The organism is Pseudomonas qingdaonensis, assembly GCF_018398475.1.
Classification (GTDB): Bacteria; Pseudomonadota; Gammaproteobacteria; order Pseudomonadales; family Pseudomonadaceae; genus Aquipseudomonas; species Aquipseudomonas palmensis.
Genome location: NZ_CP074676.1, coordinates 2,907,529 through 2,920,675 on the forward strand (window position 1 = coordinate 2,907,529; position 13,147 = coordinate 2,920,675).

The window sequence follows — 13,147 nt, forward strand, 5'->3', positions numbered from 1 at the left end:
GCTCGACCCCCTCCCGCAAAAGGATGCTCGAGCATGATCTACCGTCCCCTGGGCCGCAGTGGCCTGCAGGTTTCCGCCCTCACCCTGGGCAGCATGATGTTCGGCGAGCAGACCAGCACCGAAGACTCGCTGCGTATCATCGACAAGGCCTGGGACCAGGGCATCAATTTCATCGATACCGCCGACGTGTACAACGCCGGCCGCTCCGAAGAAATCGTCGGCGAAGCCATCGCCCGCCACCGTCACGACTGGGTGCTGGCCTCCAAGGTCGGCTTCGGCCCGGTCGACGGCCTGCCCAACCGCAGCGGCCTGAGCCGCAAGCATATCTTCAATGCCATCGACACCAGCCTCACGCGCCTGGGCACCGATTACCTGGACATCTACTACCTGCACCGCGAAGACCACGCCACCCCGCTGGAGGTCAGCGTGGCAGCCATCGGCGACCTGCTACTCCAGGGCAAGATCCGTCACTGGGGCGTGTCGAACTTTCGCGGCTGGCGCATCGCCGAGGTGTGCAACCTGGCCGAACGCCTGGGTATCCCCAAGCCCGTGATCAGCCAGCCGCTGTACAACATCGTCAACCGCCAGGCCGAAACCGAGCAGTTCACCGCTGCAGCCTTTCACGGCCTGGGCGTGGTGCCCTACAGCCCGCTGGCGCGTGGGGTGCTCAGCGGCAAGTACGCCCCCGACGCCACCCCCGACGCCAACAGCCGCGCCGGGCGCCAGGACAAGCGCATCCTCGAGACCGAATGGCGCAGCGAGTCACTGGCCATCGCGCAGAAGATCCACGCCTATACCCAGGCCAAGGGCGTGGGCATGGTCGAGTTCGCCATTGCCTGGGTGCTCAACAACCAGCACGTCAGCTCCGCCATCGTCGGCCCGCGCACCGAAGCGCAGTGGGACACCTATGGCGGTGCGCTGCAGGTGAAGATCACCGCCGAAGACGAAGCCTTCATCGATTCGCTGGTTACCCCCGGGCATGCCTCCACCCACGGCTACAACGACGCAGCGCACTTCGTCAGCGGGCGCCAGCCACGCTGAGTTCGCAACCGATCAGGTGGCTGATGGCGGCCTTGAGCTTCATCGGCCGCACCGGTTTGTGCAGCAGGCTGTGGCCCAGGTCGCGCACCTGCTGCTTGAGCTCCACGCTGTAGTTGGCAGTGATCATCAGGGCCGGCAACGGCGTGTGCCGCTGCGTATTGATCGACCCGACCGCCTCCAGGCCATTGCGGTCGTTGTCCAGGTGATAGTCGACGATCAGCAGGTCGGCCCACTCGCTGTCCAGTGCCACCTGGCGGGCCAGGTCCTGTTCGCTCAGGGCGGTGACCACCGAGCAGCCCCACTGCTCCAGCAAACTGCGCATGCCCGCGCAGATCGCCGCATCGTTGTCCACCACCCAGATACGTGCGCCGTCCAGGCGTTCGGTCAGCGGCTCGACCTGTGACGGTTGCGGCTCGCGCCGGGGCGCACGCTTGCTGCGCGGTACCTCGATGGAGAACACCGAGCCCTTGCCCGGCGTGGAGCGCAGGTGCACGCGGTGGCCAAGAATGCCGGCGATCTTGTCGACGATGGCCAGGCCCAGGCCCAGGCCGCGATCCTGGTCGGGACGCTGCAGGTCGCCGCGCTTGAACTCCTGGAACACCTCGGCGCACTTGTCGGGGGCGATGCCGATGCCGGTGTCCCATACCTCGATGAACACCCGCTGCCCACGCCGCCGGCACCCGAGCATCAGGCGCCCCTGCGGGGTGTAGCGGATGGCATTGCTGAGCAGGTTGCGCAGGATGCGTGCCAGCAGCTGGATGTCGCTGCGCACCCGCAGGCTGCTGCGCACGTAGCTCATGCGCAAGCCTTCGCTGGCGGCGGCATGGGCGTACTCGGCGGCCAGGTTGTCGAGCAGGTCGCTGACCGCGAAGGTCGCGACATCGGCCTTGATCACCCCGGCATCGAGCTTGGAGATGTCGACCAGGGTGCCCAGCAGGCTTTCGACGTCATCCAGCGAATTGCTGACGTTGCGCACCAGCGCCGGGCTTGCACAGTTCTGCTCCTGCAGCGCGCTGGTGAACAGGCGCGCGGCGTTGAGCGGTTGCAGCAGGTCGTGGCTGACCGCGGCAAGGAACTTGGTCTTGGACAGGTTGGCCTGGTCGGCCTCCTGCTTGGCCTCGCGCAGGCGCGCTTCGGCGCGGCGCCGCTCTTCGATTTCGCGCAGCAGTTGCTGGTTGAGCTGGGTGAGTTCGGCGGTGCGCTCGCGCACCCGCAACTCCAGGTTCTGGTAGGCCTGGTGCAGGGCTTCGGCGGTACGCCGGCGTTCGGTGATGTCGCGGATCAGCACGAAGATCCCCACCACCTCGCCGCTGGCCAGCTGGTTGGGCACATAGGAGCGCAGCATGTAGCGCTCCTGGCCGTGGGCGTTGGTTTCGGCGAACTCGAACGTCACGCTCTCGCCCGACAGTGCCCGCTCCACGTAGCTCTCCAGGCGCTGGTAATGCTCGGAGCTGTGCACCTCGCGCAGGCTCTGGCCGAGCATTACCCCGCGCGGCCAGCAGTACCACTGCTCGTACACCTTGTTGGTGAACTCGTAGACCAGGTCGGCGTTGAGGTAGGCGATCAGCGCCGGCACGTGGTCGGTGATCAGGCGGATCCAGCGCTCGCTCTCGCTCAGCGCCTCGGCATGCTGATAGCGCTCGGTGATGTCGGTGAAGGTGTTGACGAAACCGCCGGCCGGCAGCGGATGGGTACGGATTTCGAGCATGCGCCCGTCGAACAGGCGCTGCTCCAGTTCATGGATGCTGCGCCCGTTGGCATCGGTGCTGGCCGGGGTGAGCAAGGCCAGCTCGCTGTCGGCGATCACCTCGGCAAAGTCGCGATGGGCGGCAATCGGGGCCAGCCCGCTGAGTTCCAGAAAGCGCCGGTTCCACAACTCCAGCACGCCGTCGGCATTGACCATGGCCACGCCCTGGGACAGGTTGTCGACCGCACGCTGCAGCAGGTGCGACTTCTGCGCCACGGCCTGTTCGCGGCGCTGGGTTTCGCTGAGCTTGATCTGGGTGATGTCGGTGAACAGCATCACGCAGCCGCCGCCCTGGGTCGGCCGCTCGCTGACCTGCAGCCAGCGCCCGCCCTGCAGGCGGTACACCATGTGCTCGGCGCTGGGGCCGCGTTGTTCTTCGCAGAACAGCCCGGTGCTCTGCATCAGCCGCTTGATCTCGGCCAGACGCATGCCGCCGATGATGCGGATGCGGCTGTTGGCCCAGAACGCCTTGAAGCGCTGGTTGAACAGCACGATGCGCTGCTGCGGGTCGAACAGCACGAAGGCGTCGGAAATGCTTTCGATGGCGTCCACCAGGTACTGGTGCGCGGTTTCGGCGCGCAGCCGCGCATCGCTGAGCAGGTGGTTGCTGGCCTTGAGTTCGGCCATGGCCTGGTTCAGCGCATCGGTGCGCTCGCGCACCTGCTCGGCCAGCACCACCGAGTGCTGGAACGCCGCATACGAGTCGTCCGGGCGCGCGGCGCCCGATTCCTGGCGTTCGATCAGGGCGGCGTTGATACGGCTGAGCTTGCGGTTTTCATGCTGCAAGCGGGCGATCAGCGCGGCCTGGTCAATGTCCACGGCGTGCACGGGGCTGGCCAATGGCGACGCCGGTGAACGTCTGGTTGATGTGCATGCCATTGAACTGTTCTCCATAGGAGTTGAACCCCACCACAGGCTGCTGCTGCAAAAAGGCGCCGACGGCTTCGAACTCGGCGCTGCCTTCCAGCTCCAGGCGGCGCAGGAAGCAGTCGCAGCCGATGGTCAGCAGCAACGGCCCGAGGCGTTCGCGCAAGCCGTCGAACAACGCGCTCAGGTTGGGCAGCAGGGGCCCGGGGCGCATGGCGGTGAGCACGATGCCGTTCTCCACCGCGCAGTAGAAACTCAGGCTGCCGTCGTCGTGCACCTGCTGGATGGCCCGCACGTAGTAGCGCTCGTTGATGCGCACCGCCAGCGGGTGGGCGGCGAAGGTGCGGTGGTCGAGCTGTTCGGGGGGCACGCCGATCAGCGCGGCGTACTCCTGCGCGGCGGGTTCGGCATTGAGCTCGTAGACCCGGCGCAGGGTACTGTCGGCGCGGGTGACCACGAGCTTTTCCTGGCGCGGCTGGATGTGATGGGTGGTGAATACCTCGAAATCCAGGCTGGTATTGACCAGCAGCACCACGGCAGCGCTGCTGTGGAAGGCGCCGTCGAAGTACACATGGGTGTGGTGCAGGTAGTTGTCGTCGCCGGCCGAGCCGCCGAAATGCGGGATGTCGCCCAGGGCGGCACTGAGGGCGGCAAGCACGGTTTCCTCACGGCTGGACAGCCCGTCGAGCAGGGTCAGGGCGAAGCTGTGGCCCTTGATCGGGGCCAGGGTGTTGCTGCGACAGTCGCCCACCAGGCGCTCGACCATCTGCTGCGCGTCGATCAGGCTGAAGTACTGCATGGGGGCGATGAGTTCGGCGGCAATCGAGAACATCCGGTAATCGAAGCCCAGCGCGGTGATGCAGCCGCGGCCGTAGCCTTCGGGGGTGATTTCGCCGGCGCTGGTGCAGCCTGCCAGGCGGATGCCGCCCAGGCTCTGTTGCAGCGAGTGGGCCAGGGCTGGCAGGTCGTATTCGGCGGAGCAGAAGAACAGCACGAAGCCCAGGTGCGGGTGCAGCAGCTGACGGGCCAGGTCCTGTGCGGCCTCTTCGGCGACACTGGCGCGCGAGACGGCACTGACAATGCCCTCGGCGGGGGGTTGGTGCATGACGGCCTCCGGCGGGGGCTTTAACGGATGGGCCCAGTGTACGAAGGGGCTGGAGGGGGTCGAATGCTACTTGGGTAGTGGGTGGGGGTGGCATTGGTTGTAGGTTTGCAAGGGGGGTGCCCTTTCGCTGGAACGCCGGCGCCCACAGGTTTGCCACTGACGTTAAGAACAGTGGCATCGCTGTGGGCGCCGGCTTGCCCGCGAAGGGGGCGACGCGGTTTACCAGGTCAGCACGGCACCCAGGGCCAGCGTATCGGTGTCTTCGTTCTGGCTGCTGCCCTCATGCCCGCGGATTTCGAACTGGTTGTATTCGGCTACCAGGGTGAGGTTGGCATTGATGTCGCGGAACAGCGCGATGCCGCGGGTCTCGTAGTCGGCGCCGGTGTTGACCGCGCCGTTGCCGTCGTCCTTGGTCTTGCCGTACGACAACGCCAGGCGGTTCTTGCCGAACTTGTACGAGCCCTGCATCAGGTAGCCCTTGCTGTCGACCTCGCGCAAGGTGGCTTCCCCGGCGTTGTTGGTGAAGAACGGGTTGATGCCCTTGGCGGTGAAGCCGGAACCGGTCAGCGAGAAGGCGCCCATCTTGGCCTGTACGCCATAACCCAGGCCCTTGGAGGTCACCGAGTCGACGTTGTGGTCGGTGTTGTCCGAGGTCTGGTAGCCACCGTTGATCCAGCTGTAGATCTTGGCGCCCCCCAGGTCGAACTGGTAGGTGATCTCGCTCTCGGTGCGCGGATTCTTCTGGTAGGCCTTGCCCACCGCGCTGTCATCGTTGGTATCGACCGGGTCCATGATGCCCACGGCGATGCGCAGGCCATCCATCACCGGGGTGCGATAGGTGATCTGCGCAGTGGGGAACGGGTACGGGTAGCCGGTGCCGATGTTGCCGAACGATACGCCGCCACCGTCCACCAGGCCGAGGGTGTCACTGACCTGGCCATAGCCGGCCAGCAACTCGTCGAGCAGGATGTTGGAACGGGCGAACAGGCCGAAGTCCTTGCCGATCAGTACTTCGCCCCACTCCGAATTGGTCACGGTGCCGTAGAACTGACGCACATCGATGGCCGTGTCGGTGCCGTTGGTTTCACTGTCGTTGATGGTGACCCAGAACGAAGCGCGCCCGCCCAGCTTGAGGTCGTCGATCTGACGGGTCATGTTGAAACCCAGGTAGTTGGGCAGAAAGCCCATCTTGACCCGGGACTGGCGACGGTCGAACTGCTCGCCGTCACGGTCGACCTTGCTGTTGACGTAGAAGGCGTTGATGTAGCCGTCGGTGGAAAAGGTCGTGTCGTCCTTGTCGTACAGCATGATCTCGGCCTGGGCCAGCGGGGTCAGGCCCAGCGCGGCAAGGCTCGCCACCAAGGGCAGGAAACGTGTATGGGCATTCTTATTGTTGTGCATGACGCTCTCCGCAAACGGGTGGACGGTTGTCGGAGGCGATTATCGAAAAGCGGCGCCGCGCGCCCTACGCTGCCTTGGGGGCAAGGCGCTGCTGCTTTGGCGAGGCGCGAGGTGCCAGGCACCGGGGAACTAATCCTGTGTCCGCCAGTGTCACAAGGCTAAAGTGCCAGCACCCGCTCCGGATGGCCGAGACCACCATGCAAAAATGCAGACAGGCACTGCAGTTTTGTCGATTGTAATGGGCAAAATTGCACTGTTACGATCCGACGATCCTTGAATTCATCTCCACGGCGCGACAAATCATGTGGAAAATCAATAACAAAGCAGGGAGACAGCGATGACCGCGCAAGCGCATTCCCCGGTCGATACCAACGTACTGGCTACCGTACGCAACCATGTAGGCCATCTGACCCTCAACCGCCCCGCCGGCCTCAACGCCCTGACCTTGCCGATGGTGCGTCAGCTGCAGCAGCAGCTCGACGCCTGGGCCGTCGACCCGCAGGTTCACGCAGTGGTACTGCGTGGCGAAGGCCCCAAGGGTTTCTGCGCCGGCGGCGACATCCGTTCGCTGCATGACAGCTTCAAGGCAGGCGATAGCCTGCACCGCGACTTCTTCGTGGAGGAGTACGCGCTGGACCTGTGCATTCATCACTACCGCAAGCCCATCGTTGCCCTGATGGACGGCTTTACCCTGGGCGGCGGCATGGGCCTGGCCCAGGGCGCGGAGCTGCGTGTGGTCACCGAGCGCAGCCGCCTGGCCATGCCCGAAACCGGCATCGGCTACTTTCCGGACGTGGGCGGCAGCTATTTCCTGTCGCGCATCCCCGGTGAACTGGGCACCTACCTGGGGGTGAGCGGCGTGCAGATCCAGGCGGCCGACGCGCTGTACTGCGGGCTGGCCGACTGGCATGTCGACAGCGCCAGGCTGAGCACCCTGGATGAACGCCTGAACACGCTCAAGTGGAGCGAGCACCCGCTCAAGGACCTGCAGGGCGTGCTGGCCAGGCTGGGCACCCAGGCCCTGGACAACCCTCCCCTGGCTGCGCTGCGCCCGGCCATCGACCACTTCTTCGCGTTGCCCGATGTGGCCAGCATCATCGAGCAACTGCGTGCCGTGACCGTCGGCGACAGCCACGAATGGGCACTCAAGACCGCCGACCTGCTGGCCACGCGCTCGCCCCTGGCGATGGCGGTGACCCTGGAGATGCTGCGTCGCGGGCGCCACCTGAGCCTGGAGGACTGCTTTGCGATGGAGCTGCACCTGGACCGGCAATGGTTCGAGCACGGCGACCTGATCGAAGGTGTACGCGCGCTGATCATCGACAAGGACAAGCAGCCTCGCTGGAACCCCGCCACCGTCGCCGAGCTTTCACGCTCGCGGGTGGATCAATTCTTCGAAGGCCTGTGAGGGCCGGAGTACGCACATGCAAGACCTGGAACTGACTGAAGAACAGATCATGATCCGCGACATGGCGCGCGACTTCGCCCGTAACGAGATCGCCCCGCATGCTCAGGCCTGGGAAAAGGCCGGCTGGATCGACGATGGCGTGGTGGCCAGGATGGGTGAGCTGGGCTTGCTGGGCATGGTGGTGCCCGAGCAATGGGGCGGCAGCTACACCGACTACGTGGCCTATGCACTGGCGGTGGAAGAGATTGCCGCCGGCGATGGCGCCACCGGGGCGTTGATGAGCATCCACAACTCGGTTGGCTGCGGCCCCCTGCTCGCCTATGGCAGCGACCTGCAGCAGCAGACCTGGCTGGAGCGTCTGGCCACCGGCCAGGTGATCGGCTGCTTCTGCCTTACCGAACCCCAGGCCGGCTCCGAGGCGCACAACCTGCGCACCCGTGCCGAGCGCGTGGGTGATGAGTGGGTGATCAACGGGTCCAAGCAGTTCGTCAGCAATGCGCGGCGCGCGGGCCTGGCGATCGTGTTTGCGGTGACCGACCCGGAGCTGGGCAAGAAAGGGCTGTCGGCGTTTCTGGTGCCGACCGACAACGAAGGTTTCGTGGTCGATCGCAGCGAACATAAGATGGGCATTCGCGCCTCCGACACCTGTGCGGTGACCTTGAACAACTGCCGTGTGCCGGCAGCCAACCTGCTGGGCGAGCGTGGCAAGGGCCTGGCGATCGCGCTGTCCAACCTTGAGGGTGGGCGTATCGGGATTGCGGCTCAGGCGCTGGGCATTGCGCGTGCGGCGTTCGAGGCGGCGCTGGTGTATTCGCGTGACCGCATCCAGTTCGGCAAGCCGATCAACGAGCACCAGAGTGTGGCCAACCTGCTGGCCGACATGCAGGTGCAACTCAATGCGGCGCGGTTGTTGATACTGCATGCGGCGCGTTTGCGCAGTGCGGGCAAGCCGTGTTTGAGCGAGGCTTCGCAGGCCAAGCTGTTTGCTTCGGAGATGGCCGAACGGGTGTGTTCCAAGGCCATCCAGGTGCATGGTGGGTATGGTTACCTGGAAGACTACCCCGTGGAGCGATACTACCGCGATGTGCGGATCACGCAGATCTATGAGGGCTCGAGCGAGATTCAGCGCATGCTGATTGCGCGGGAGTTGAAGCACTATCCGTTGTAAATGCGCGGTTTGATGTGATGCCGGGCCACCATGGCCTGTCAGCCTTGTTGGCCCGGCCCCAGACCTTCTAGCGATCCACCCGTTTGAGCACCTGCCGCTCATACTGCGGGTACAGATGGCTCACGCTGCGAATCAGCTCGTACTGACTCAACGCTATGCCCGCAAACCGCTGGGGTATCGGCGTGGCAATCACCTCGGTCATGTCCAGCCCCTGCGCCGCACTCTCACGCATCACCTTGTCCAGCCACCCCAGGTAATCAACCATCTGCGCAAACGGCGCACGGTCCGTGGCCAGCGGGCCGTGCCCCGGCACCAGCACCTTCCACGGCAGCGCCTCGAGCCGCTGCAGATCCTGTAGCCACACCGCCAGGCCAGGGGTGTTGGGCGTGGTCAGCGCACGCTGGTAGAACAACAGATCGCCGGCAAACAACACTCCGGTCTTTTCATCGAACACCGCCAGGTCGGCACCGCTGTGACCGGTCAAGGCCAGCAGCCGCAACCGGTGCGAACCAAACGCACGCTCACCCGCCGCCACCTGTTGGTCGGGCAGGCGCACCTGGGTGCCACGCATCCAGTCACCTACCATGCGGTACATGTTCTCGGCCAGGCCATCCCCCTGCTCCTCCAGCAACTGCGTGGTACCAGGCAGTGCACCGACAGGCACACCGGCAAAGGCCTGGCTGCCCAGCGCGTGATCGGGGTGGTGATGGGTCAGCAGCACCTGCACCACCGGCTGGTCGGTGACGCTTTCGATGGCTTTGCGCAAGGCCTGCCCATAGCGCAGCGACGGACCGCTGTCGATCACCACCACGCCAGCCTCGGTGACGATGAAACCGGTATTGACGATGTTGCCGCCGTTGGTACGGGAGAAGTGCTCGGTGCTGCCCTCCAGCACATAGGTGCCGGCCGCGATCTGGCGCGGCGCCAGGCGATAGTCCAGGTCGGCCAGGCTCGGCAGGCTGACACACGCCAGCAACAGCAACAGTACTCGCATCACGGTCCTCACTCGATGGCAGCGTCGAACTGGTTGCCGTTGTTGTCACGCAGCACCAGGCGGGTAGCCCCCTGGTTGAGCAGGTCGAAGCCCAGGCTGGGGTTCTCGCTCACGGCAGGAAACAGTTCGAGGGTGGCCAGCGACTGGCCCTGGGCATCGAACAGCTCGGCGTGTTCGATGAAGAATTCGGGGATGCCGCCAGTCAGGCCGTTATCCATCGGGTGCGACACGTCCAGGCGCACGCGGCTGAAGGCTTCGCGCGGGTAGCGTGCACCCAGTACCTGGCCCAGGCGCTCTTCCCAGCCGGGCTGGCTGCGTACCACGCTGGGCGCCGTGCAGCCACCGCCGGCGGCATCGATCAGGCTCGAACCGATGTGCCAGGTACCGTCATCGGTCAGCACGGCCGCCCGCAGCGGGGTGGCCTGCTCGATGCGTATGCGCACAGCCAGCCACGGCAGAACCTGCGGGCCGGGATGGAAATCGACGACCCGCGGTATCGGGTTGAGTTCGGCCCACACGAGTATGCGCTGCACCTTGCCCGGCAACGCCCGGGCATCGACCTGCAACGGCACCTGTCGGGCGTCCTCGGCGAATGGCGGGGCAATCACCCGCACGCGCTCATCAAAGACGTAGGGCTCATCCTGGAGCCACTGTTTGCGATAGAACTCCCACATCACCGACGGCACCGGATCGGCACCCGGCTGTATTGCACAGGCCGGGCCGGCCAGCAGCAACGCGGCCAACAGCAACGGTACCCGGCGCATGGCCTATTCCTCGATGTGCACGCTGTCAAGGTAGGTACGCACCGCCCACAACGCTTCCTGGCTCAGGTAGTCGGCCATCTTGGGCATGTACACGCGCCCGTCACGCACCGCGCCGTTGCGTACCCGCTCCACGAACCATTCATCGCCCGCCTCGCCCTCGTCCAGCAGGCGCAGGTCGGGGGCGATGCCGCCGGACTTGGCTTCCAGGCCGTGGCAGGCCGCGCAGTTCTGGTTGTAGGCCGAGGCGCCGATGGACACTGCCTCGTCATGGTTGGGGCCGTTGCGGTAGGGGTTGGTTTCACGCCACTCGTCACCGAGTTTTTCCAGGGTGCCGGTGTTGACCGCCGACGGGGTCACGTTGCCATGGGCGAACACCGCCCCGGTACTCATCAGGCCGGCCATCAGCACGGCGCTCATCCAGGCGTTTTTCACTGTTGTCATTGTTCTGCCCTCGACTGCTTTGTCTGTACGGTTTGCACGCAGGCACCTCGCGATACCGGGGTGCTGCCGGGCATCTTAGAAAGCGCACTCCAGCGCCCCCATGCTGCTTTGGTGGTCGCGTGCTACTCCCTTGGTAGTAGGGCTTGTGGGGCAGTGCCAAATCATGCGCCGACTGGGACATTTTCCCGCTCAGGGCGGGAGTTTTTCCGTATCTGCGCAGGCGGCGACGATCCAGTCTAGGCAGGCACAAAACCTCCATTGGGAACACCCACTATGACAATAAGATCGTTACCCGCCGCGCTTTCCCCACTGTCCATGGCTGTGCAGGCCGTCCTGCTGGTCTCGAGCCTGGCCCTGGCACCGGCGGCCAACGCCAAGCCGGTGACCTGGGAAGACATCGCCAACGACCACCTCAACACCCAGAACGTGCTGCAGTACGGCATGGGCACCAATGCCCAGCGCTGGAGCCCGCTGGCCATGGTCAACGACAAGAACGTGTTCAAGCTGACCCCGGCCTGGTCGTACTCCTTCGGTGACGAAAAGCAACGCGGCCAGGAATCCCAGGCGATCATCAACGACGGCGTGATCTACGTCACCGGCTCCTATTCGCGGGTGTTCGCCCTGGACGCCAAGACCGGCAAGCGTCTGTGGACCTACAACCATCGCCTGCCGGACAACATTCGTCCGTGCTGTGACGTGGTCAACCGTGGCGCTGCCATCTTCGGCGACAAGATCTACTTCGGTACCCTCGATGCCCGCGTGATCGCGCTGAACAAAGACACCGGCAAGGTGGTATGGAACAAGAAATTCGGCGATCACAGCGCCGGCTACACCATGACCGGCGCCCCGACCCTGATCAAGGATCAGAAGAGCGGCAAGGTGCTGCTGATTCACGGCAGCTCCGGTGACGAATTCGGCGTGGTCGGCCAGCTGTATGCACGCGACCCGGAAACCGGTGAAGAAGTGTGGATGCGTCCGTTCGTCGAAGGCCACATGGGCCGCCTGAACGGCAAGGACAGCACCCCTACCGGCGACGTCAAGGCGCCGTCCTGGCCGGACGATCCGACCACCGAGACCGGCAAGGTCGAATCCTGGAGCCACGGTGGCGGCGCCCCATGGCAAAGCGCAAGCTTCGACCCCGAAACCAACACCATCATCGTCGGCGCCGGCAACCCTGGCCCGTGGAACACCTGGGCACGTACCTCCAAGGACGGCAACCCGCACGACTTCGACAGCCTGTACACCTCGGGCCAGGTCGGCGTCGACCCGACCACCGGTGAGGTCAAGTGGTTCTACCAGCACACCCCGAACGATGCCTGGGACTTCTCGGGCAACAACGAACTGGTGCTGTTCGACTACAAGGACAAGGACGGCAAGCAGTACAAGGCCACCGCGCACGCTGACCGCAACGGCTTCTTCTATGTGGTGGACCGCACCAACGGCAAGCTGAAAAACGCCTTCCCGTTCGTGGACAACATCACCTGGGCCAGCCACATCGATCTCAAGACCGGTCGCCCGGTCGAAAACGAAGGCCAGCGCCCGGCCAAGCCATTGCCAGGCGAAACCAAGGGCAAGCCGGTGGAAGTCTCGCCACCGTTCCTGGGCGGCAAGAACTGGAACCCGATGGCCTACAGCCAGGACACCGGCCTGTTCTACGTACCGGCCAACCACTGGAAAGAGGAATACTGGACCGAAGAGGTCAACTACAAGAAAGGGTCGGCCTACCTGGGCATGGGCTTCCGCATCAAGCGCATGTACGAGGACCACGTAGGTTCGCTGCGTGCGATGGACCCGACCACCGGCAAGGTGGTGTGGGAGCACAACGAGCGCCTGCCGCTGTGGGCCGGCGTGCTGGCCACCAAGGGCAACCTGGTGTTCACCGGTACCGGCGACGGCTACTTCAAGGCCTTCAACGCCAAGACCGGCGAAGAGCTGTGGAAATTCCAGACCGGCAGCGGCATCGTTTCGCCACCGATCACCTGGGAACAGGATGGCGAGCAGTACATCGGCGTGACCGTCGGCTACGGCGGTGCAGTACCGCTGTGGGGTGGCGACATGGCCGAGCTGACCAAGCCGGTGGCACAGGGTGGATCGTTCTGGGTGTTCAAGATCCCGGCCTGGGATACCAAGACCGCCAAGCGTTGATCTGAGCGTTTTCGCGGGTCAAGTTCGCCACCACAAGGGATCACCAAACCTGTGGGAGCGGGCTTG

At 64.8% G+C, this 13,147-nt stretch carries 10 protein-coding genes; 4 read left to right on the top strand and 6 right to left on the bottom strand.

From position 1 onward, the window contains the following. Nucleotides 1-33: 33 nt before the first annotated feature. Entirely contained in the window at nt 34-1,041 is a 1,008-nt protein-coding gene (locus tag KH389_RS13225) for an aldo/keto reductase (protein ID WP_213607469.1), read from the top strand. Here KH389_RS13225 and nahK read toward each other — a convergent pair. The 3 genes from nahK to KH389_RS13240 all read right to left on the bottom strand — a co-directional run bounded on the left by nahK (nt 1,019) and on the right by KH389_RS13240 (nt 6,161). Continuing rightward, nucleotides 1,019-3,667, bottom strand: coding sequence for a hybrid sensor histidine kinase/response regulator NahK/ErcS' (gene nahK / locus KH389_RS13230; protein WP_213607470.1), 2,649 nt, complete (start codon nt 3,665-3,667; stop codon nt 1,019-1,021). The genes KH389_RS13225 and nahK overlap by 23 nt on opposite strands. Further along, nucleotides 3,597-4,760 (bottom strand): nitric oxide-sensing protein NosP, encoded by a 1,164-nt coding sequence (gene nosP / locus KH389_RS13235; protein WP_213607471.1) that lies wholly within the window; start codon nt 4,758-4,760, stop codon nt 3,597-3,599. Before nosP ends, nahK begins: the two co-directional genes overlap by 71 nt. A gap of 219 nt (nt 4,761-4,979) precedes the next feature. Further along, nucleotides 4,980-6,161, bottom strand: coding sequence for a porin (locus KH389_RS13240; protein WP_043860154.1), 1,182 nt, complete (start codon nt 6,159-6,161; stop codon nt 4,980-4,982). A 337-nt stretch (nt 6,162-6,498) separates the two neighbouring features. Between KH389_RS13240 and KH389_RS13245 the strand changes: the two genes are divergently transcribed. Together KH389_RS13245 and KH389_RS13250 are read left to right on the top strand one after the other, a co-directional pair. Beyond that, nucleotides 6,499-7,569 carry an enoyl-CoA hydratase/isomerase family protein gene (locus KH389_RS13245; RefSeq protein WP_043860155.1) on the top strand — a complete coding sequence of 357 codons (1,071 nt, stop codon included), beginning with the start codon at nt 6,499-6,501 and terminating at the stop codon, nt 7,567-7,569. Between the two features lie 16 nt (nt 7,570-7,585). Then, complete coding sequence (locus KH389_RS13250; RefSeq protein ID WP_213607472.1) at nt 7,586-8,737, top strand: acyl-CoA dehydrogenase family protein; 1,152 nt, start codon at nt 7,586-7,588, stop codon at nt 8,735-8,737. Between the two features lie 67 nt (nt 8,738-8,804). On the opposite strand, the gene KH389_RS13255 is transcribed toward KH389_RS13250, so the two are convergent. From KH389_RS13255 to pedF, 3 genes are read right to left on the bottom strand one after another with little or no spacing between them, the layout of a single operon-like run. Next, nucleotides 8,805-9,731, bottom strand: coding sequence for a quinoprotein relay system zinc metallohydrolase 1 (locus KH389_RS13255; RefSeq protein ID WP_213607473.1), 927 nt, complete (start codon nt 9,729-9,731; stop codon nt 8,805-8,807). Nucleotides 9,732-9,739: 8 nt separating this feature from the next. After that, nucleotides 9,740-10,495 carry a quinoprotein dehydrogenase-associated SoxYZ-like carrier gene (locus KH389_RS13260; protein WP_043860158.1) on the bottom strand — a complete coding sequence of 252 codons (756 nt, stop codon included), beginning with the start codon at nt 10,493-10,495 and terminating at the stop codon, nt 9,740-9,742. Between the two features lie 3 nt (nt 10,496-10,498). After that, a complete protein-coding gene (gene pedF / locus KH389_RS13265; RefSeq protein ID WP_043860159.1) occupies nt 10,499-10,936 on the bottom strand; it encodes a cytochrome c-550 PedF in 438 nt (145 codons plus the stop codon). A 273-nt stretch (nt 10,937-11,209) separates the two neighbouring features. On the opposite strand from pedF, the gene exaA reads away from it, so the two are divergent. Then, nucleotides 11,210-13,081 (top strand): quinoprotein ethanol dehydrogenase, encoded by a 1,872-nt coding sequence (exaA, locus tag KH389_RS13270; protein ID WP_043860160.1) that lies wholly within the window; start codon nt 11,210-11,212, stop codon nt 13,079-13,081. The last annotated feature ends 66 nt before the right edge of the window (nt 13,082-13,147 follow it).